Here is a 20,674-nt window from a genome sequence, read left to right as displayed (position 1 = left end):
TATGAAGCGACTGACTGCAGCCGAAATCGCAACCGCCCTGAACGGCGAGTTGTACGGCATCGACCCCGAGACCCCATTGACCGCCGGTGTGGTGACCGACTCGAGAGAAGTCGGACCCGGCGATATCTACGTCGCCCGCCGAGGCGAGAACTTCGACGGCATCGAATTCGCCGCCGCCGCCGTCGAGGCGGGAGCGGCCCTGATCATCGGCGAATCCGTCCCCACCATCGACGATGAGCCGCTGCCGGTCGTCGTCGTCGCCGATGCCACCGAAGCGCTCGGCCAGTTGGCCAAGCACAGCATCGAAGGCCTGCGCGCCGAAGGCGAACTCACCGTCATTGCGATCACCGGATCCGTCGGCAAGACCACGGTGAAGGACCTCGCCGCGGACCTGCTCTCCGGTGAGGCCGAGACCGTGTGGCCGCCGAACTCCTACAACAACGAGGTCGGAGTCCCATTGACGGCTCTGCGCGCGGTCGAATCCACCCGTTTCCTCGTCCTCGAGATGGGCGCTCGGTCGATCGGCAACCTCGCCTATCTGACGAGCCTCATCCGCCCGGATATCGCCGTCGAGCTGGCCGTGGGCACCGCCCACTCCGGAGTCTTCGGTTCGATCGAGAACACCGCGCGGGCGAAGGCCGAACTCGTCGAGTCCCTGACGGCCGGATCCACCGCCGTGCTCAACGCCGACGACACCCGCGTATCGGCGATGCGCGAGGTGCTCGCTCCAGAGGTGACCACCCTGTGGTTCTCACAGCGTGAGTCCCTGCCCGAATGGGTCGGTGCCGACGACCTGGTCGTGCGCGGCACCTCAGTGTCCACGGATTCCTCCGGTCATCCGACGTTCACCCTCACCCTGCCCGGTGAGGCGCCCCGCGATGTGCGTCTGGCGCTCATCGGCGAGCACCACGTCGGCAACGCTCTGGCGGCAGCCGCCATCGCCCACGCCTGCGGCGTAGCGGCCAGGTCGATCGTCACGACCCTGTCGACCTCCTCGGCGGCCAGTCGCTGGCGGATGGAGCTCATCGATTCGCCGTCGGGTGTGACCGTGCTCAACGACGCCTACAATGCCAACCCCGAATCCATGCGGGCCTCCCTGAAGACCCTGGCCTCGATGGGCCGCGGTGATGAGGAGACCAGCCCGCGTCGCACCTTCGCCGTGCTCGGCGAGATGCTCGAACTCGGGTCCGAATCGGTGTCCGCGCATTCGGACATCGGCGAACTCGTCGTGCGCCTCAACATCACTCGCACCATCGTCGTGGGAGAGGGTGCGAAGCCGATCTTCAACGCTGCGAACCTCGAAGGCTCCTGGGGAAACGAGGCGGCTTGGGTCGCCACCGCGGCTGAGGCGAAGGACCTTCTGAGCGCCGAACTCGCTCCCGGCGACATCGTTCTGTTCAAATCCTCCCGCGATGCCGGTCTGCGCTATCTGGGAGATGAAATCGCCGGAGTATCGGGGGCCCAATGATTGCCGTACTGCTCGCAGCCTGCCTGGCTCTCATCTTCGCCCTCGTCGGGACACCGCTGTTCATCCGGGTGCTCGTCAAGAAGGGGTACGGCCAGTTCGTCCGTGACGACGGTCCGACCTCGCACGCGACCAAGCGCGGAACCCCGACCATGGGCGGAGTCGTCATCATCGGCGCCGCAGTGCTCGCCTACCTGCTCGGACACCTGTTCACCGGTTCCGTGCCCACAGCGTCGGGTCTGCTCGTGCTGTGGCTGGCCGCAGGACTGGCGGTGGTCGGATTCCTCGACGACTTCATCAAGATCAAGAAGCAGCGGTCGCTGGGACTGCGCCCCATGCCGAAGCTCATCGGCCAGGCCTTCGTCGGAATCTCGTTCGCCGTGCTCGCGCTGCAGTTCCCGAACTCCTTCGGCGAGACCCCGGCGTCGACGAAGGTGTCGTTCATCCGCGACACGAACCTCGACCTCGCCTTCGGTTCGGCGATCCTCGGCCTCATCCTGTTCGTCATCTGGGCGAACCTCATCGTCACCGCTGTCTCGAACGCGGTGAACCTCACCGACGGCCTCGACGGACTGGCCGCCGGCGCCTCGGTGGTCGTCTTCGCCGCCTATGTCGTCATCGGCACCTGGCAGTCGACCCAGAACTGCAACCTCATGTCCGAGGCCACGAACGCCTGCTACTACATGCGCGACCCCCGCGACCTCGCAATGGTCGCCGGCGCCATGGCCGCAGCCTGCTTCGGCTTCCTGTGGTTCAACACCTCTCCGGCGAAGATCTTCATGGGCGACACCGGCTCGCTGGCCATCGGCGGCGCCTTCGCCGGACTGGCGATCATGTCGCGCACCGAACTGCTGCTCATCGTCCTCGGCGGACTCTTCGTCATCATCACCCTGTCGGTGATCATCCAGGTGGCGTCCTTCAAGACCACCGGCAAACGCGTGTTCCGCATGGCGCCCTTGCAGCACCACTTCGAGCTCAAAGGCTGGGCAGAGGTGACGATCGTGGTGAGGTTCTGGATCATCGCAGCCCTCTTCGTCATCGCCGGAATCTGCCTGTTCTACGCCGATTGGGTGGCGCGCATTGGCTGACGAATCCACCACTAAGGAGATCCCGGCCGCACTGCATGGACCGAGCTCGTCCCTGGCAGGTCTGCGCATCCTCGTCACCGGTCTCGGGGTGACGGGATTCCCCGCTGCCGTCCACCTCGGCGAACGCGGTGCCGATGTCATCGTCATCGACGGCGACGCCACCGCCGATGTGAGCGAGAAGGCGCAGATCCTCGAGGTCTTCGACGTCGACATCCGACGGGGACCCGAACACGTCGAAGCTCTGCCCGAGGGCGAACTCGACCTCGTCGTCACCTCACCGGGATGGCGCCCGGACCAGCCCGTGCTCGAGGCCGCGGCACAGGCCGGCATCCCCATCATCGGAGAGGTCGAACTCGCGTGGCGGATCCGTGGCACCAACGACGCGAAATGGCTCGCCATCACCGGCACCAACGGCAAGACGACGACCACGACGATGCTCGAATCGATGCTGCTGGCCGCCGGGCTCAAGGCCAAGGCCTGCGGCAATATCGGCACCCCGCTGCTCGAAGCGGTGCTCGAGCCCGGGCTCGAGATCCTCGCGATCGAGCTCTCGAGCTTCCAGCTGCACTGGCAGGAGTCGATGAGCGCTGACGCCGCAGTCGTGCTCAACATCGCTCCCGACCACCTCGACTGGCACGGCAGCGCCGAAGCCTATGCGGCGGACAAGGCGAAGATCTTCCACAATGCGAAGCTCGCCTGCGTGTACAACTGCGCCGACGAGGTGACTCTGCACATGGTCGAGGACGCCGACGTCGTCGAAGGGGCCAAGGCCATCGGCTTCACCACCGGTGTGCCTCGCCCCGGCGAGCTCGGTGTCGTCGAAGACCTGTTGGTCGACCGGGCCTTCATCCCTCAGCGCTACTCATCGGCCGCCGAACTCGCCTCCCTCGACGATGTGGCGGCCGCCACCGGAGTCTCCGGTTCGCGGCCCGCCCCGCACCAGGTCGCCAATGCACTGGCCGCCGCCTGTCTGGCCCGCGCCATCGACATTCCGGGGCAGGCGATCTCCGCGGGACTGCGCAGCCATTCGCTCGGCGCCCACCGCATGGTCACCGTCGCCGAAGCAGACGGCATTCGCTGGGTCGATGATTCGAAGGCGACGAACACGCACGCCGCGAATGCCTCACTGGCCGCCTTCGACTCGATCATCTGGATCGCCGGGGGACTGCCCAAAGGCGCCGACTTCACCTCCCTGTTCGCCGACCACCGCGAACGGCTCAAGGCACTCGTGCTCATCGGCTCGGACGACTCGGCCTTCCGTGAGGCCATCGCCGCGACGATCCCCGACCTCGAAGTCGTCCGGATCGAACCGGCCCTGGCCGTGGACTCCGGAGTCCCGAAGCGTCGCGGAGAGGCCGTCGCGGCGGCCGCCGTCGACGCGGCTGCACGGCTGGCCGAAGCCGGAGACACCGTTCTCCTGGCACCGGCGGCTGCGAGCATGGACCAGTTCCTCAACTACAACACTCGCGGCGACCTCTTCGCCGAGGCCGTCAACTCGCACCTGGAGCGCTGAGATGGGACGGCAGACCACCGCGAAGGCGGATGAACGCCGCCGCCGCAAGCTTGCGAAGACGTCTGTCTCGCCATCCGCTCCGACGACGTCGACCACTTCAAGGTCGACGAGTGGGCCGCAGCAGACGGGAGTCAAGACCGCCCCGAAGGCGCGGACCGTGAAGTCTGCCCGCACAGCGTCTGCTGCGAAGACAGCGCCGACGACGACCGCAGGCAGGCGCTCGTCAGGAACCGGCAGGTCGACATCTGCCGCACGCGACTCCAGACCGAAGGCGGGGACCGCGAAGAAGCCTGCGAAGACCGCGGGGAAGAGTGCCGTGAAGAAGCCTGCGAAGGCCGCGGGGAAGAACTCCGTGAAGACCGCCTCGGTGCTCAAGAAGGCATGGACCCATCTGCGCGGTGACATCTCCAGCCTCTCCGCGCACCCGCTGACGACCTACTTCCTCATCCTCGCCTCCGTCGTTCTGCTCACAGGACTCGGCCTGGTCATGGTGCTCTCCGCCTCATCGGTCACCTCCTACGACGGGGGAGCGGGCTCCTCATTCGCCTACTTCAACAAGCAGGCGATGTTCGCCGGAGTCGGCCTCGTGCTCATGTACGTGGCGAGCAGAATGCCGCTGCAGTTCTGGAAGCGGACCGCATGGTTCGCCATCCTCGGCGGCCTTGCCATGCAGGCGGCGGTCTTCATCCCGGGGCTCGGCAAGGAGACGAAGGGCAATGCGAACTGGATCGGCTTCGGCGGATTCCAGATTCAGCCCTCGGAGTTCCTCAAGGTCGCCCTCGCCGTCTGGCTCGGCTTCATCCTCGCTCAGAAGGCGGGGAAGATGACCACCTTCGGCCACGCCATGATCCCCGTCGTCCCCGGAGTCCTCGCCGCCGCCGGACTCGTCGTCGCCGGCAATGACCTCGGCACCGGACTGGTCATCATGGCCATGGCCGTCGTCTGTCTGTTCGTCGGCGGATTCCCGATGAAGTACTTCCTGCTGCTCGGCAGCGTCCTCGCCGCAGCCGTCGTCTTCTTCGTCCTCAGCTCCCAGAATCGTCTCGACCGCATCCAGGCTATGCTCACCGGACACGCCGATCAGAGCGCCGCGGACACAATGGGCCAAGCCTGGCAGTCCAACCACGGCCTGTTCTCTCTGGCCTCGGGCGGCTGGCTGGGAGTCGGACTCGGCGCCAGCCGTGAGAAATGGTCCTGGCTGCCCGAAGCCCACAACGACTTCATCTTCGCCATCATCGGCGAGGAATTGGGCCTCGTCGGCACCCTCGTCGTCATCCTCATCTTCACCGTCCTCGGATTCGGCATGATCCGCGTGGTGATGCGCTCGAACAGCCTCATGGTGCAGGTCGCCACGGCCGGCTTCTTCGCCCTCATCATCGGCCAGGCCGGAATCAACATCGCCGTCGTCACCGGCCTGCTGCCGGTCATCGGTCTGCCGCTGCCGTTCGTGTCCTACGGCGGCTCCTCGATCATCGCCTCGCTCCTCGCCGTGGGAGTGGTGCTGTCGTTCGCTCGCACCGAGCCGGGCGCCGAGGCGGCCATCGCCGCCAACAAGGATCGCCTGCGATCCTCACTCGCAGTGCTTGCCCGCAAGAAAAGGAAATGAGATGACGAGTATCCTCCTCGCCGGTGGAGGCACCACCGGCCATATCTCGCCGATGCTGGCGATCGGCCGGGAACTGCGCCGGCAGCACCCCGATTGGGATGTCGTGGCGCTGGGCACCCCCGACGGGCTCGAGGCCGACATCGTTCCCCGCGCCGGATTCGAACTGCTCACCATCGACAAGGTGCCCATGCCGCGGTCCATCGGCCCCGCCCTGCTGAAATTCCCGGGACGCTTCCGCGGCAACATCTCCGCCGTCAAGCAGATCATCGCCTCCCGCAGCATCGACGCCGTCGTCGGCGTCGGCGGCTATGTCTGCCCGCCGGCCTTCCTCGCCGCCAAACAGGCGAAGATCCCACTGATCGTCCATGAAGCCAATGCGAAGCCGGGAATGGCCAACCGCCTCGGCGCCCGACTGACCACCACCGGGCGCGTCGGGATCACCTTCCCGGACACCGAGCTGCGCAACTCTACCCTTGTGGGCATGCCCATGCCCACCGAGATCACGGATCTCGACCGCAGTGACGCAGGACAGCGCGCGGCGTTCCGCGCCGATCTCGGGCTGCGCGATGACCGTCCGGTCCTCGTCGTGACCGGCGGATCCTCCGGCGCACAGAAGATCAACGAAGCGTTCCTGGCTGCCGCCGCCGCATGCCAGCAGGCCGGCATCCAGGTCCTCCATATCACGGGAGCCGGAAAGGGTGAGGCGCTGAGGGAAGCCGCGGCCGACCTGCCTGACTATCACGTAGTGGACTATGTCGACGGAATGCATCAGGCCTATGCGGTCGCCGATCTGCTCGTCGCCCGCTCCGGTGCCGCCACTGTCTCCGAAGCCACAGTCGCCGGAGTCCCGGCGCTCTATGTGCCACTGGCCATCGGCAACGGCGAGCAGCGCCTCAACGCCTCCGGCAGCGTCTCGGCCGGTGCCTCACTCATGGTCGACAATGCCGAATTCTCACCGTCTACGGTCGTCGACACCATTCTGCCGCTGCTGGCCGACGAGCCCCGTCTGACGCAGATGAGCCAGGCGGCACTGCATCTCAACTACCCCACCGATGCCGCGGCCCGCATGGCCGCCATCGTCAACCGCGCGCTGGAAGGCTGACCATGACCTCTGCGAACACGAGCCCCGCGAACATCGTTCCCGCCGGCGAACTCGGAGCCGTCCACTTCATCGGCATCGGCGGATCGGGAATGTCCGGAATCGCCCGGATCATGGTCATGAACGGAGTCACCGTCTCCGGTTCGGACGCGAAGGAATCCAACGTCGTCGACGTTCTCCGGACCCTGGGCGCCACGGTCACGATCGGGCATTCGGCCGACAACCTCGGCGAGGCCGACACCCTCGTCATCTCATCGGCCATCCGCAAGGACAACCCCGAACTCGTCGAAGCACAGCGCCGGGGACTGCGCATCCTCCACCGCTCCGGAGCGCTCGCTTCGCTCATGGTCGACCGGCGGGCCGTGGCCGTGGCGGGCACCCACGGGAAGACCACGACCACGTCGATGACCACCGTGGCGCTGCAGGCTTGCGGAGTCGACCCGTCCTTCGTCATCGGGGGAGTGCTGTCGACGACGGGCACGAACGCCCATCTGGGCACCGGAGACGTCTTCGTCGCCGAGGCAGACGAATCCGACGGATCGTTCCTCCTCTACGAACCGGCCGTCGGCATCCTCACGAACGTCGAAGCCGACCACCTCGATCACTACGGAACACCGGAGAAGGTGCGCGAAGCCTTCATCGAGTTCTGCGACGGCATCCAGGCCCGGGGCGGAACGATCATCGCCTGCGCCGACGACCCCGGCTCCCACGACGTCGCCCTGCACTCCCGCAGCCAGGGAGCCGATGTCGTCCTCTACGGCACGTCCGAGGATGCCGATATCGTGCTGCGTGACCTCGACTCCGGAATCGGCTCGAGCTTCGTCCTCGACCTGCCCGGCCGGGACGGCGAGCTGCGAGTGGAACTGCGGCAGCCGGGAATGCACAACGCACTCAACGCCACCGCCGCCATCGCCGTCGCGCACAGCCTCGGCGCCGATGTCGAACGCGCGGCCACGGGTCTCGCCGGGTACGGAGGCACCCGCCGCCGCTTCGAAGAACGCGGAATCGCCGCCGGCGTGCGGGTCATCGACGACTACGCCCATCACCCGACCGAGGTGCGCGCGGTGCTCAGCGCCGCCCGCGGAGTCGTCACCGACGGGGGACGGGTCTGGGCCGTCTTCCAGCCCCACCTGTACTCACGGACGATGGAATTCCGGGAGGAATTCGGACAGGCACTCGGCCTGGCAGATGAGGTCGTCGTCCTCGACGTCTTCCCCGCGCGCGAAGACCCCGTGCCCGGAGTCACCGGCGCGCTCATCGCCGACCGGGTCCCGCACGAGAACGTGACCTTCCTGGAGTCCTTCGCCGAGGCGGTCCCCTTCGTCGCGGCTCGTGTGAAGCCCGGAGACCTCGTGCTCACTGTCGGTGCCGGCGACGTGACCATCCTCGGGCCCGAGCTGCTGAGCGCGCTGGAGGGCTGACGCCCATGGTGCCGCTTCCCCCGGCCCAGGCCGGTGACAACTCCACCGCGGATCTCACCGGAGTCATCCGAGCCCGCCGCCTCAAGACCTGGCGACGACGCCTCACCGCCATCGGCATCGTGGCCGCGCTCATCGCCCTCGTCGCCGTCGCCTGGTTCTCACCCCTGCTGTCCCTGCAGAAGGTGCAGGTGAGCGGCAGTCGACTGCTCAACACCGATAAGATCAGCAATTTCGTCCTCGACGACCAGGGTGGCCGACCGCTTCCGCAGGTGCGCCCCGGCAACGTCGAGGACGCCGTGCTGAAGGAATTCCCGAAAGCAGAAGCGGCCTCCGTCCACTACGCGGGGCCCCGAGCACTGAAGATCGAGATCACCGATCGCACCCCCGTCATCGCCATCAGAAGCGAATCCGGCTATCGCCTATACGACTCAGAAGCCGTCGACCTCGGCACGGTCGACACTGCGCCGAAGAAGCTCACGGTGCTCAGCGGCGGCGGACACCAGCCGGACAGAGAGACCGTCTCCGCGGTCATCCGCTTCATGGGCGAACTGCGACCGGAGCTGAGGCGTCAGCTGGTGACGATCGAGGCCAAGGACGCCATGAGCCTCAAGGGACGCCTCGACACCGGAAAACAGAAAGCCACGGTCGTGTTCGGCGATTCCTCGGACTCCAGCCTCAAGATGCGCACCGCCGCCCAGCTGGCCGCCGAGGGCCGCACCGAGATCGATGTCTCCGTGCCCTCGGTGCCCGTGACCGACTGAGTCCCGCCCGGCCGGTCGTCTGTCCGAGCCGGTGTCGAACACTCCGCCGCGGCCGCCCCGGGCCTCCGTGAGCTGCCCCGTATGGGCCAGCCGCTGCGATTGCCTCCGTTTGGCCCCGACACACCGAGCGTGAAGTTTGGCCGAACCCCGACACTCCGGCGAGAATGGTTGCAGTGAGATTGCCCCGCCCAATAGCCTCAGGGCAGAGAACACAGACCGAATGCGCACGCAGACCCTGCGGAGCGCAAGCGCTTGAGACGAGGAACCGACTTGGCTGAATTCCCACAATCCGGAGCGGACATCAAAGTTGCCGGAACCGGCGGCGGCGGTGTCAACGCTGTACAGAGGATGATCGACGTCGGCCTGCGCGGCGTGGAGTTCATCGCGATCAACACCGACGCCCAGGCCCTCGTCCTCTCCGACGCCGACGTCAAGCTCGAGATCGGCCGCGACCAGACCCGAGGCCTCGGCGCCGGCGCAGACCCGGAGATCGGCAAGAAGGCCGCCGAATCCTCCGAAGACGCCATCCGCGACGCTCTCGAGGGCGCGGACATGGTCTTCGTCACCGCCGGCGAAGGCGGCGGCACGGGAACCGGTGCCGCCCCGGTCGTGGCCCGCGTGGCCCGGTCTCTCGGCGCGCTGACCATCGGCGTCGTGACCCGCCCCTTCACCTTCGAAGGACGCCGTCGGTCCGCGCAGGCAGAAGCCGGCATCGCGGCGCTGCGCGAAGAGGTCGACACCCTCATCGTCATCCCCAACGACCGTCTGCTCTCGATCTCCGATCGCAGCGTCTCCGTCGTCGAAGCATTCCGCTCCGCCGACGAGGTCCTGCGGTCCGGTGTCCAGGGCATCACCGACCTCATCTCGGTCCCGGGTCTGATCAACCTCGACTTCGCCGACGTCAAGTCGGTCATGCAGGATGCCGGGACCGCGCTCATGGGCATCGGTGCGGCAACCGGCGACGACCGCGCCGTGCAGGCGGCCGAATCCGCGATCGCGTCCCCGCTGCTGGAAGCCAGCATCGACGGCGCCCACGGAGTGCTCTTCTGCATCACCGGCGGCGGCGACCTCGGACTCTTCGAGGTCAACGAGGCCGCACGCCTGGTCCAGGAGGCCGCGCACCCCGAGGCGAACATCATCTTCGGCGCCGTCATCGACGACAACATCGGCGACGAATGCCGAGTGACCGTCATCGCCGCCGGATTCGACAACACCTCCCCGAATGCAGAGGTCGCCGGATCCGACCAGATCCCCGCGCCGATTCCGGCTGCTGCTCCGGCCGAGACCGAATCCGAGTCGCCCGTCATCGCCGAGCCCGAGGCCGAGGCCCCCGAAGCCGACGAGCCTGCACCTGCGCCGCGCCGCAGCGAGGAACACCAGATTCCCGCTTCGCTGCCGGGCGAACGCAGCAGCTCGAACTTCGACTCCGACCTCGATATCCCGGACTTCCTCAAGTAATATGCTGCGCTCGAGGTTCGTCATCCCGGGCGGGCGCACCGCCCACATCGCCTTCACCGACCGGCACGGCGGATACTCGAGCGGGGACTTCTCCTCGTTCAACCTCGCCCGCCACGTCGGAGACGATGACGAACTCGTCGCAGCCAACCGAGCCGCTCTCGCTCAGGTCATCGGCCTGAGCGGCGAGCGGCTCTCTTTCGTCTCCCAAGTCCACGGCACCGATGTGCACATCATCGGCGACGAAGCGCAGCTGCGGCAGACCCCGGTGGAGGCCGACGCCCAACTGACGACTGTCCCGGGGATCGGACTGGCGATCATGGTTGCCGACTGCACCCCTGTCATGCTCGCCGATGCCGACGCCGGTGTCATCGCCGCCGTCCACGCCGGCCGCCCGGGAATGGCCGCAGGAATCGTCGGCAGAACAGTGGCCGCGATGCACGACGCCGGCGCACGGGGCATCCACGCGGTCATCGGTCCCGCGGTGTGTCCGCGCTGCTACGAAGTCCCAGCCGAGCTGAGGAGCGAGGTCGCGGCGATCGAGCCGACGGCCGCCTCGGTGTCGGTGACCGGAACACCGGCACTCGACGTAGCCGGAGCCGTAGCTGAGCAGCTGCGCCGGCACGATGTGACCATCGACCATTTCTCGCGCACCTGCACGAAGGAATCCGATGACCTCTTCTCCTACCGCAGGCAGAAGCGCACGGGCCGTTTCGCAGGGATCATCTGGCTGCAGGAAGAAAACACCGCGACACACCCATAGGACTCACCTGCCCAGTTGCTCGCGTGCGATAGTTTGGGCGTCAGGTGAGCAAGTGCCGAAGTCCGAGGAGCTTTAGACATGTCAGCAATCAAGAAGACGCTGGAATACCTGGGTTTCGTCGAAGAAGAGGACGAGACCACCCAGCACACCGACCGTCGTGAACCCGCCCGTCGGGACCGCGAGGTCGTCGAGACCTTCGACGAGGACGACCAGTACGACGAACCGGCCGCAGCCGAGGAACGGACTCCGGCTCCGGTGACACCGATCCACCCGTCACCGATCCGTCCCGTAGACACCCCGGCGCCAGGAACCTCAATGAACCGCATCAGGACCATCCACCCCCGCAGCTACAACGACGCCATGGTCATCGGTGCCGCCTTCCGTGAGGGCACCCCTGTGATCATGAACCTCTCGGAGATGGACGAGAACAACTCCAAGCGCCTCGTCGACTTCTCCGCCGGTCTCATCTTCGGCCTCCACGGGTCGATCGAGCGCGTGACGAACAAGGTCTTCCTGCTCACCCCCGAGAACATCGAAGTCGCCGGCGAGAGCGAAGCCGATTCGGATACTCAGGCCAGCTTCTTCAACCAGAGCTGAGTGCGCTGGAGAATCTCTCAACTCGTCCTCAGCTGGAGCCGATAGGCTGAAGCCCCAGAACTCAAGCAACAACGAAAGGCGCGGGGGACCCACGTGGCCATCATCTTCTACATCCTCGGTACTGCACTGAGCCTCTACGTCTACGTGCTCCTGGCGCGAGTCGTGCTCGACCTGGTCCAGGTGTTCTCCCGCGATTGGAGGCCCACAGGCTTCCTCCTCGTCCTCGCCGAGATCGTGTACACACTCACCGACCCGCCGCTGAAGCTACTGCGTAAGATCATTCCGCCGCTGCGGCTGGGACAGGTCTCGCTCGACCTGGGATTCATCGTCCTGCTCATCGGCATCCAGATCATCGCGTCGGTGTTCTTCAACCTTTCGCACACCTCCGCCTGATGCCCGCCATCACCGTGTTCTCCGCTGAAGAACCAGTGTGAATGGATAAGGGGAACCGCGTCAAGAATGTGCCGATCGATTAAGGGTATTCGACTGATCGAATACCGGATAGATGGTGAATATGCTCACCAGAATTGGCTGTCCGTGTGCTCGAGTTGTTAGCCTCGAACGCGGAAGACTTCGTCATTGAACGCGAGACACGCCATTACTGCGGGACAAAACTGCAGGTGTTACGCTAATGTGACGTTGAAGCCGTCCTTCTGGGCGGCAGCGTAATGAATGTAGATCGACCGAAGGTGACCTCATGGCGCTCACGCCTGAAGACGTAGTAAACAAGCGGTTCCAGCATGTGAAGTTCCGCGACGGGTACGACCAGGACGAAGTCGACGATTTCCTTGATGAGGTCGTCGTTGAGATTCGCCGTCTCTACCAGGAGAACGACGAACTGCGTCAGAAGCTCTCCACCGCCGAACAGCGTGTGAAGGAACTCGAAGCCGGCGGCGCCTCCGCTGCACCGGCACAGGACATCGACGCCACTCAGGCGATGCCCGCCGCCGTTCCTGCTCCCGAAGAGAAGGAAGAGGCTCCGGCTCCGGCCGAGGCACCTGCCGCGCCGGCGCCGGTCGAAGAGACCCCGGCCCCGGTCGTCAAGGAAGCCGCTCCCGCTCCGCAGGACAACTCCGCTGCACCAGCGATGGCCGCCGGTGCTGCCGGTGGAGCTGCGGGTGCCGGTCTCGGTGCTGCTGCTGTCGGCGGCGACGGAGACGCTCATGGTCTAATCGCTCTGGCTCAGCGCGTCCACGACGAGCATGTTGCCGAAGGTGAGCGCAAGCGCGACGAGCTCATCAAGGGCGCCGAGAAGGAAGCCGCCGACATCGTCGGCAAGGCCGAGTCCAAGCGCGACGAAACTCTGTCGACCCTCGAATCGCAGAAGTCGACGCTCGAACGCTCCATCGACCAGCTCTCGAACTTCGAGCGCCAGTACCGCACTCGACTCAAGAGCTACCTCAACGATCAGCTGCGTGACCTCGAGAACTCCACGAGCCTGGCTCCGGAGACCCTCGACGGAAACGGCCCACTGGGCGGTTCCTCGAACCACAAGCTCTGATCTCAGCGCATCACCGACCGAGGTCCGGGAACTCCTTGGAGTACCCGGGCCTCCGTCGTGTCCGCACACTGCACCGTCGTGCGGGTGAATCCCGCGGCCTCGGCGGTGGTCTAGAATGAACCAAATGAACGATCCTGCCTCACGGGTGAAACGACCTCGCGCCCCCATGATGGTCCTGCTGTTCACAATTGCGGCAGTCGTGCTCGTGATCGATCAGTTCACCAAATTCCTCGCCGTCGGTCACCTCGAAGACCAGCCTCCGGTGCCTGTGATCGGATCGCTGGCCGGGTTCACCTTCTATCGCAATCCCGGAGCCGCCCTCGGCCTCGGCTCGAGCGTGACGTGGATCTTCCCGATCATCGCCATCGGCGTCTTCGTCGCGATCCTCGTGATCTCGCGCAAGCTCGGCTCGAGAGCCTGGGCGATCGGTCTCGGTCTGCTCTTGGGCGGACTCTTCGGCAACCTCGTCGACAGGCTCTTCCGTGAACCCGCATTCCTGCACGGAGCCGTCGTCGACTTCATCGATCTGTCGCTGTTCATCTGCAACGTCGCGGACATTGCGATCTCTGCTGCTGCGGTGACGTTGGTCATCGTCAGTCTCAGAGGCATCGACATCGACGGATCGGACTCCACCCGCGTGAAAGAGGACTCTCATGACTGAACGCTCCATCCTCGTCCCCGAGGGACTCGACGGTCAGCGCGTGGACGCTGCGATGTCGAAGCTGCTCGGCCTCTCCCGGACCGCCGCCGCAGATATCTGCGCCGACGGGGGAGTGGAGATGTCAGGGCGTCCGGTCATCAAGTCCGATCGCGTCATCGCCGGCGAACGGCTCGACATCATGATGCCCGAACCGAAGAAGCCCCTCGAGGTCGTGCCCGACCCCGTGCCGGGAATGCGCATCGTCCACGACGAGGACGCATTCGTCGTCGTCGACAAGCCCGTCGGTGTGGCAGCACACCCGGCTCTCGGCTGGACCGGACGCACCGTCGTCGGCGGGCTCGCCGCTGCGGGATTCCGCATCGCGACTTCCGGTGCCTCTGAACGCCAGGGCATCGTGCAGCGGCTCGACGTCGGAACCTCGGGGCTCATGGTCGTGGCGAAGAGCGAATACGCCTACAGCGTGCTCAAACGCGCCTTCAAGGAACGCACGGTGGAGAAGACCTACCATGCGGTCGTGCAGGGACTGCCAGATCCAGTGCTCGGCACCATCGATGCCCCGATCGCCCGCCACCCCAAGCACGACGGACTCTACGCAGTGCGCACCGAAGGCAAGAACGCGATCACCCACTACGAGGTGATCGAAGCTCACCGCCGTGCCGCACTCGTCGAGGTCCACCTGGAGACCGGACGCACCCACCAGATCCGCGTCCACTTCTCCGCCACCAAACACCCCTGCGTCGGCGACCTGCCCTACGGCGCCGATCCGGTGCTGGCGAAGGAACTCGGTCTTGAACGCCAATGGCTGCATGCCGTCAAACTCGGCTTCCACCACCCCGACACGCAGAAGTGGGTCGAATTCGAAAGCGGCTACCCCGAGGACCTGCAGACTGCGCTCGACCGCATCCGGCCGAACTGACGCCCCGGCCACGCGCTGCCGCTGCCCGACTGAGTCGGAGACTGACTGCTGAGCGACTCGCCGACGGGACCCGCACAAACCGGAGCCTCGTCGTAAAGTGCCCGGAACAACAGTCTCGGGAAGACTCCGCGCGGGTGCCGATGGACTAAGCTGGAACGGCAACACCGGCAACTTCAGGAAGGCGGCGCCCAGTGCCGAACGAGGACTTCGTCCACCTCCACGTCCATACCGAATACTCCATGTTGGACGGTGCGGCCCGCCTCGCCGATCTGATGGCGGCGACGAAGGCATCGGGAATGTCCGCGATCGCCACGACCGACCACGGATACCTGTTCGGCGCCTTCGACTTCTGGTCGCAGGCGACAGCCGCCGGAATCAAACCGATCATCGGCGTCGAGGCCTATGTCACCCCCGGCACGGACCGTCGGGACAAGACCCGCGTGAAGTGGCGCACTGACGAATCGCAGAAGAGCGACGACCTCTCCGGCGGCGGTCTCTACACGCACATGACCCTGCTGTCTCGGAACAACACAGGCATGCGCAACCTGTTCAAGGCATCGTCGTATGCCTCACTGGACTCGGTGACGGCGAAATGGCCCCGACTGGACCAGGATCTGCTCGAGAGCTATTCCGACGGACTCCTCGCCACCACCGGCTGCCCGTCGGGAGAGGTGCAGGTGCGGCTGCGTCTGGGACAGTACGAAGAGGCCAAGGCGGCCGCCGGGAAATACCGTGAGATCTTCGGCAAGGACAACTACTACGTCGAACTCATGGACCACGGTCTGTCCATCGAGAAGCGAGTGACGAAGGACCTCATCCGGCTGTCGAAGGAACTCGACATTCCGCTGGTCGCCACCAACGACCTCCACTACACGCACGAATCGGATGCGAAGGCACATGAAGCGCTGCTGGCCATCCAGTCCGGCTCCAAGCTCATCGAACCCACCTACGATCAGGGCGGTTCGCGATTCGCCTTCTCCGGTTCCGGCTACTACCTCAAGACCCCCGCAGAGATGCGGACCCTGTTCAAGGAATTCCCCGAAGCCTGCGACAACACCCTCGAGATCGCCGAGAAGTGCGAAGTCTCCTTCGACACCTCGGCGAACTACATGCCGAAGTTCCCGTGCCCTCCCGGTGAGGACGAGACCTCGTGGCTGATCAAGGAAGTTGCGAAGGGACTCGACTACCGGTACCCGAACGGCGTTCCCGACGACGTCCGCCGGCAGGCCGACTACGAACTCGACATCATCATCTCGATGGGCTTCCCCGGCTACTTCCTCGTCGTCGCTGACTTCATCAACTGGTCGAAGGACAACGGCATCCGGGTCGGACCCGGCCGTGGTTCGGGAGCCGGCTCCATGGTCGCCTACGCCATGCGCATCACCGACCTCGATCCGCTGCAGCACGGACTGTTCTTCGAGCGCTTCCTCAACCCGGACCGTGTGTCCATGCCCGACTTCGACGTCGACTTCGATGATCGTCGCCGCAGCGAGGTCATCGACTATGTGACCGAGAAGTACGGCGACGAGCGTGTGGCGATGATCGTCACCTACGGCACGATCAAGACGAAGATGGCGCTGAAGGACTCCGCGCGTGTGCTCGGCAAACCCTTCTCGATGGGTGAGCGGCTGACGAAGGCGCTGCCGCCCGCGGAGATGGCCAAGGACATTCCGCTCAAGGACATCGAGGACCCGGAGTCCAAGCGGTACAAGGAAGCAGGGGAGTTCCGCGAACTCGTCGACTCCGATCCGGAGGCCCGAGAGACCTTCGAGACCGCGAAAGGTCTGGAAGGGCTGAAGCGTCAGTGGGGCGTCCATGCCGCCGGTGTCATCATGTCCTCGGACCCGATCATCGACGTCATCCCGATCATGCGTCGGTTCCAGGACGGTCAGGTCATCACCCAGTTCGACTATCCGACATCTGAGGGCCTCGGGCTCATCAAGATGGACTTCCTGGGGCTGCGGAACCTCACGATCATCTCCGACGCGGTGGAGAACATCAAAGCCAACCGGGACTTCGATCTCGACCTCGAGCACCTTGCCCTCGACGATCCGGCGGCGTACGAGCTGCTGACCCGCGGTGACACCCTCGGCGTGTTCCAGCTCGACGGCGGCGGTCTGCGTGCCCTGCTGCGGATGATGAAGCCGGATAACTTCGAGGATATCTCCGCGACCCTGGCGCTCTACCGCCCTGGTCCGATGGGTGCGGATTCGCATACGAACTATGCCCTGCGCAAGAACGGTCTGCAGGAGGTCACCCCGATCCACCCGGAGCTCGAGGAGCCGCTCAAGGAGATCCTCGATACCACCTACGGCCTCATCATCTACCAGGAGCAGGTGATGGCGATCGCGCAGAAGGTCGCCGGCTATTCGCTGGGCCAGGCCGATATCCTCCGCCGCGCGATGGGCAAGAAGAAGAAGTCTGAGCTCGACAAGCAGCAGGTCGGCTTCTTCGGCGGAATGAAGGAACGCGGCTTCTCCGAAGCCGCCGCTCAAGCCCTGTGGGACATCCTGCTTCCGTTCTCGGACTACGCGTTCAACAAGGCGCACTCGGCCGCCTACGGTGTCGTTTCCTACTGGACCGCCTATCTCAAGGCGCATTACACGGCCGAATACATGGCGGCCCTGCTGACCTCGGTCGGTGACAACAAGGACAAGCTCGCGATCTACCTCAACGAGTGCCGTCGCCTCGGAATCACCGTGCTGCCTCCGGACGTCAACGAATCCGCTCTCCACTTCACCCCTGTCGGTACGGACATCCGCTTCGGCATGGGAGCGGTGCGCAACGTCGGCGCCCACGTCGTCGAGGGCATCGTCGAGGCCCGCGGAGAGAAGGGCTCCTACTCCTCGTTCACGGACTTCCTCGACAAGGTGCCCAGCCATGTGTGCAACAAGCGCACGATCGAATCGCTCATCAAGGCCGGCGGCTTCGACTCGCTCGGCCACAGCCGCCGCTCACTCGTCGAAGTCCACGAGGAGGCCGTCGACTCGGTCATCGGCGTCAAGAGGCAGGAAGCCAACGGTCAGTTCGATCTCTTCGCCGGGCTCGGCGGGGGAGACGACTCACCCGGATTCTCCGTGACAATTCCCGATCGTCCGGAGTGGGAGAAGAAGGAGAAGCTGTCCTTCGAGCGCGACATGATCGGCCTCTACGTCTCCGATCATCCGCTCAACGGGCTCGAAGGCGTGCTGGCCGCCGAATCCGATGCCTCCATCGCCGAGGTGGTCGATCCGGAGTCGCACCGTCATGACGGATCCCAGATCAAGGTCTGCGGAATGATCACGCAGGTCACCCGCAAGGTGTCGAAGAACTCCGGGCGTCCCTATGCGATCGTGACCTTGGAGGACCTCGAAGCCGAGATCGAAGTGATGTTCTTCGGCGACACCTACGAACCGGTGGCGAGCCTCCTGGCGACCGACCTCGTGATCTCACTGACCGGGCGCATCCGCACCTCCGATGACCGTCCGACCTCGCTGATGGCGATGTCGATGACGATTCCGGATGTCACCGATCCCAACGATCGGCCGCTCAACCTCATCATGCCGATGGAGAAGGCGACCGAGGAGATGGCAACGAAACTCAAGCAGATCCTCGAATCCAACAAGGGCCAGACCGATGTCCACATCACCTTGTCCCAGCCGGGACGGCAGACGGTGATGCGCCTCGACCGGTCGATCCGAGTCGACCCGAACCCGAGTCTCTACGGAGACCTCAAGGCGCTGCTGGGATCCCGCTGCCTGAGCGTCTGAGGCGCGAACGCCGAGCCCGCCCTCGTCCGCACTTCGGGCCGGAGGAGAGCGGTGCTGCTGTGGAGACTAGAATGATGCGGGTGAACATTCTGGACTTCCGTGGTGAAACCCTCAACAAGCGATTCCTGGCGCAGAAGCTGCCTCGGGCCGCCGAGACCCATGCCGATATCGAACGACGGGTGGCTGAACTCCTCGACACCGTCGCCGGTGGGGGAGCGGCCGCGGTGAAGGACTTCACCGAACGCTTCGACGGAGTGCGCCCGGAAACGCTGCGGGTACCGGAATCCGCGCTGGCCGATGCTGCGGCAGAACTCGATCCCGCGGTCAGGGCCGCGCTCGACGAATCGATCGCCCGCGCCCGGAAGGTCGCTGCCGATCAGCGTCCCGTCGATGTCCGCACCGAACTGGCCTCCGGCGCCTTCGTCACCACCCGTCACCTGCCGGTCGAACGGGTCGGACTCTATGTGCCCGGCGGACTGGCCGTCTACCCGTCGACGGTGATCATGAACGTCGTGCCAGCACAAATGGCCGGTGCACGCTCGCTGGCGATCGCCAGCCCACCGCAGAGCAATGGTCTGCCGCACCCGATCGTGCTCGCCACCGCACACATCCTCGGCGTGGACGAGGTCTGGGCGATGGGCGGGGCACAGGCGATCGGCGCATTGGCCTATGGCTTCGACGACGGTGAGGACCTCGAGCCGGTCGACCTCATCACCGGTCCCGGGAACGCCTATGTGGCTGCGGCGAAGTCGCTCGTCCGCTCCCGGGTCGGCATCGACGCGGTCGCCGGCCCCACAGAGATCATCATCCTCGCCGACGAACAGGCGGATCCGCGCTTCGTCGCCGCCGACCTCATCAGTCAGGCCGAACACGACGAACTGGCCGCCTCGGTGCTGGTCACCGACTCCGTCGATCTCGCCGAAGCGGTGCAGAGGGAGTTGGACGTGCAGGTGCCGGAGGCGATGCACACCGAGCGGATCGGGACGGCTCTGGCCGGAAGGCAGTCGGCGATCGTGCTCGTCGACGACCTCGATGCCGGGATCACCGTCGTCAACGGCTATGCCGGTGAGCACGTCGAGGTCCACACGGTCGAGGCGGAGGCGGTCGGGGCCCGGATCACGAACGGGGGCGCTGTCTTCCTCGGCGATTGGTCTCCGGTGTCACTCGGTGACTACTGTGCCGGGTCGAACCACGTGCTGCCCACGATGGGCACCGCTGCTCACGGCTCGGGACTGGGTGTGCACTCATTCATCAAGGTCAGCCAGGTCATCGACTATAACCGGCAAGCACTGTCCGCGGTGGCAGAACACATCGGTGTTCTCGCCGCCGGCGAACAGCTGCCTGCCCACGGCCGGGCTGTCGACATCAGGTTCGAGGAGTAGAGATGCGCTGTCCGTTCTGCCGTGAGTCCGATTCGCGGGTCGTCGATTCGAGGACCAGCGAAGACGGCGCTGCGATCCGCCGGCGCCGTCAGTGCCGTCATTGCGGTCGCCGCTTCACCACGATGGAGGCCACGAGCCTGTCGGTGATCAAACGCTCCGGAGTCACCGAGGAGTTCTCCCGTCAGAAGATCATGTCGGGTGTGCGCAAGGCCTGCCAGGGACGTCCGGTCAGCGACGATGATCTCGCGAAGCTCGCTCAGCGGGTGGAGGAGAACATCCGGTCGCGCGGAATCGCCGAGATCGACGCCGACGAGGTGGGACTGTCGATCCTCGAACCGCTGCGCGAACTCGACCAGGTCGCCTACCTGCGATTCGCCAGCGTCTACCAGGGATTCGACTCGCTCGAGGACTTCGAGGCGGCGATCGATTCGCTGCGCGCCGACGCGTTGCTGCAGTCCGGTCAGACTCGGGAACCCACCCCCGACGACTTCGCCGACTGAGCTGCTCGGGGGTCCCGTCGACCGGATCCTGAGACTGCTGAGATTTCTGTCAGAAATCTTCGTTTCGAGTACCGCGGTACAGAAATAGTTGTGTAGTATTGAACGTGCGCGCTACGGCGCGCGGCCGCTTGCGGTTCGGAGGGGAAGCCGAACCCAAGCGGCCTTTCACATTCACCCCTTAATTACTACCTGACGGC

General features: G+C 65.4%; 17 protein-coding genes. All 17 read left to right on the top strand.

The genetic code is table 11. The features are described 5' to 3' along the window. The first annotated feature begins 1 nt into the window (after position 1). Positions 2-1,468 carry a UDP-N-acetylmuramoyl-tripeptide--D-alanyl-D-alanine ligase gene (locus D3I60_RS02765; RefSeq protein WP_262774628.1) on the top strand — a complete coding sequence of 489 codons (1,467 nt, stop codon included), beginning with the start codon at positions 2-4 and terminating at the stop codon, positions 1,466-1,468. Continuing rightward, a complete protein-coding gene (gene mraY, locus D3I60_RS02760) occupies positions 1,465-2,553 on the top strand; it encodes a phospho-N-acetylmuramoyl-pentapeptide-transferase (protein ID WP_139469765.1) in 1,089 nt (362 codons plus the stop codon). The genes D3I60_RS02765 and mraY overlap by 4 nt, the downstream gene beginning before the upstream one ends. Beyond that, on the top strand, positions 2,546-4,066 hold the full coding sequence (murD, locus tag D3I60_RS02755; RefSeq protein ID WP_262774627.1) for a UDP-N-acetylmuramoyl-L-alanine--D-glutamate ligase: 1,521 nt from the start codon (positions 2,546-2,548) through the stop codon (positions 4,064-4,066). The genes mraY and murD overlap by 8 nt, the downstream gene beginning before the upstream one ends. 1 nt (position 4,067) lies before the next feature. Next, positions 4,068-5,672, top strand: coding sequence for a putative lipid II flippase FtsW (gene ftsW / locus D3I60_RS02750; RefSeq protein ID WP_262774626.1), 1,605 nt, complete (start codon positions 4,068-4,070; stop codon positions 5,670-5,672). Position 5,673: 1 nt separating this feature from the next. Beyond that, positions 5,674-6,774 carry a UDP-N-acetylglucosamine--N-acetylmuramyl-(pentapeptide) pyrophosphoryl-undecaprenol N-acetylglucosamine transferase gene (locus D3I60_RS02745; protein ID WP_262774625.1) on the top strand — a complete coding sequence of 367 codons (1,101 nt, stop codon included), beginning with the start codon at positions 5,674-5,676 and terminating at the stop codon, positions 6,772-6,774. Between the two features lie 2 nt (positions 6,775-6,776). Then, a complete protein-coding gene (murC, locus tag D3I60_RS02740; RefSeq protein ID WP_262774624.1) occupies positions 6,777-8,192 on the top strand; it encodes a UDP-N-acetylmuramate--L-alanine ligase in 1,416 nt (471 codons plus the stop codon). A gap of 5 nt (positions 8,193-8,197) precedes the next feature. After that, positions 8,198-8,953 carry a cell division protein FtsQ/DivIB gene (locus D3I60_RS02735; protein ID WP_262774623.1) on the top strand — a complete coding sequence of 252 codons (756 nt, stop codon included), beginning with the start codon at positions 8,198-8,200 and terminating at the stop codon, positions 8,951-8,953. Positions 8,954-9,223: 270 nt separating this feature from the next. Then, entirely contained in the window at positions 9,224-10,411 is a 1,188-nt protein-coding gene (gene ftsZ / locus D3I60_RS02730) for a cell division protein FtsZ (protein ID WP_262774622.1), read from the top strand. Between the two features lies 1 nt (position 10,412). Further along, the gene (gene pgeF, locus D3I60_RS02725; protein ID WP_262774621.1) at positions 10,413-11,171 is read left to right on the top strand and encodes a peptidoglycan editing factor PgeF; all 759 of its coding nucleotides are present in this window, start codon (positions 10,413-10,415) and stop codon (positions 11,169-11,171) included. Positions 11,172-11,249: 78 nt separating this feature from the next. Continuing rightward, positions 11,250-11,768, top strand: coding sequence for a cell division protein SepF (locus tag D3I60_RS02720; RefSeq protein ID WP_101546293.1), 519 nt, complete (start codon positions 11,250-11,252; stop codon positions 11,766-11,768). A gap of 93 nt (positions 11,769-11,861) precedes the next feature. Further along, the gene (locus D3I60_RS02715) at positions 11,862-12,161 is read left to right on the top strand and encodes a YggT family protein (protein WP_101546294.1); all 300 of its coding nucleotides are present in this window, start codon (positions 11,862-11,864) and stop codon (positions 12,159-12,161) included. Between the two features lie 304 nt (positions 12,162-12,465). Next, positions 12,466-13,269 carry a DivIVA domain-containing protein gene (locus D3I60_RS02710; protein ID WP_181271717.1) on the top strand — a complete coding sequence of 268 codons (804 nt, stop codon included), beginning with the start codon at positions 12,466-12,468 and terminating at the stop codon, positions 13,267-13,269. A 124-nt stretch (positions 13,270-13,393) separates the two neighbouring features. Next, positions 13,394-13,930 (top strand): signal peptidase II, encoded by a 537-nt coding sequence (locus D3I60_RS02705; RefSeq protein WP_262774620.1) that lies wholly within the window; start codon positions 13,394-13,396, stop codon positions 13,928-13,930. Then, entirely contained in the window at positions 13,923-14,846 is a 924-nt protein-coding gene (locus D3I60_RS02700) for an RluA family pseudouridine synthase (protein WP_262774619.1), read from the top strand. The genes D3I60_RS02705 and D3I60_RS02700 overlap by 8 nt, the downstream gene beginning before the upstream one ends. 239 nt (positions 14,847-15,085) lie before the next feature. Then, positions 15,086-18,595, top strand: a complete 3,510-nt coding sequence (gene dnaE / locus D3I60_RS02695) for a DNA polymerase III subunit alpha (RefSeq protein WP_440588553.1) — start codon at positions 15,086-15,088, stop codon at positions 18,593-18,595. A 71-nt stretch (positions 18,596-18,666) separates the two neighbouring features. Then, positions 18,667-19,977 (top strand): histidinol dehydrogenase, encoded by a 1,311-nt coding sequence (gene hisD / locus D3I60_RS02690; RefSeq protein WP_262774617.1) that lies wholly within the window; start codon positions 18,667-18,669, stop codon positions 19,975-19,977. 2 nt (positions 19,978-19,979) lie between these two features. Further along, complete coding sequence (nrdR, locus tag D3I60_RS02685; protein WP_025777954.1) at positions 19,980-20,477, top strand: transcriptional regulator NrdR; 498 nt, start codon at positions 19,980-19,982, stop codon at positions 20,475-20,477. Positions 20,478-20,674 lie beyond the last annotated feature (197 nt).

It is taken from the genome of Brevibacterium permense (assembly GCF_025506275.1).
GTDB lineage: Bacteria > Actinomycetota > Actinomycetes > Actinomycetales > Brevibacteriaceae > Brevibacterium > Brevibacterium permense_A.
This window is presented reverse-complemented; position numbering and strand designations above follow the sequence as displayed.

What these genes read in the sequence shown, in the direction of transcription:
- D3I60_RS02735 (WP_262774623.1), top strand. Translation starts at nt 8,198, where the DNA reads ATGGTGCCGCTTCCCCCGGCCCAGGCCGGTGACAACTCCACCGCGGAT.
- hisD (WP_262774617.1), top strand. Translation starts at nt 18,667, where the DNA reads ATGATGCGGGTGAACATTCTGGACTTCCGTGGTGAAACCCTCAACAAG.
- murC (WP_262774624.1), top strand. Translation starts at nt 6,777, where the DNA reads ATGACCTCTGCGAACACGAGCCCCGCGAACATCGTTCCCGCCGGCGAA.
- D3I60_RS02765 (WP_262774628.1), top strand. Translation starts at nt 2, where the DNA reads ATGAAGCGACTGACTGCAGCCGAAATCGCAACCGCCCTGAACGGCGAG.
- nrdR (WP_025777954.1), top strand. Translation starts at nt 19,980, where the DNA reads ATGCGCTGTCCGTTCTGCCGTGAGTCCGATTCGCGGGTCGTCGATTCG.
- D3I60_RS02745 (WP_262774625.1), top strand. Translation starts at nt 5,674, where the DNA reads ATGACGAGTATCCTCCTCGCCGGTGGAGGCACCACCGGCCATATCTCG.
- ftsW (WP_262774626.1), top strand. Translation starts at nt 4,068, where the DNA reads ATGGGACGGCAGACCACCGCGAAGGCGGATGAACGCCGCCGCCGCAAG.
- pgeF (WP_262774621.1), top strand. Translation starts at nt 10,413, where the DNA reads ATGCTGCGCTCGAGGTTCGTCATCCCGGGCGGGCGCACCGCCCACATC.
- D3I60_RS02720 (WP_101546293.1), top strand. Translation starts at nt 11,250, where the DNA reads ATGTCAGCAATCAAGAAGACGCTGGAATACCTGGGTTTCGTCGAAGAA.
- dnaE (WP_440588553.1), top strand. Translation starts at nt 15,086, where the DNA reads ATGTTGGACGGTGCGGCCCGCCTCGCCGATCTGATGGCGGCGACGAAG.
- D3I60_RS02705 (WP_262774620.1), top strand. Translation starts at nt 13,394, where the DNA reads ATGAACGATCCTGCCTCACGGGTGAAACGACCTCGCGCCCCCATGATG.
- D3I60_RS02710 (WP_181271717.1), top strand. Translation starts at nt 12,466, where the DNA reads ATGGCGCTCACGCCTGAAGACGTAGTAAACAAGCGGTTCCAGCATGTG.
- mraY (WP_139469765.1), top strand. Translation starts at nt 1,465, where the DNA reads ATGATTGCCGTACTGCTCGCAGCCTGCCTGGCTCTCATCTTCGCCCTC.
- D3I60_RS02700 (WP_262774619.1), top strand. Translation starts at nt 13,923, where the DNA reads ATGACTGAACGCTCCATCCTCGTCCCCGAGGGACTCGACGGTCAGCGC.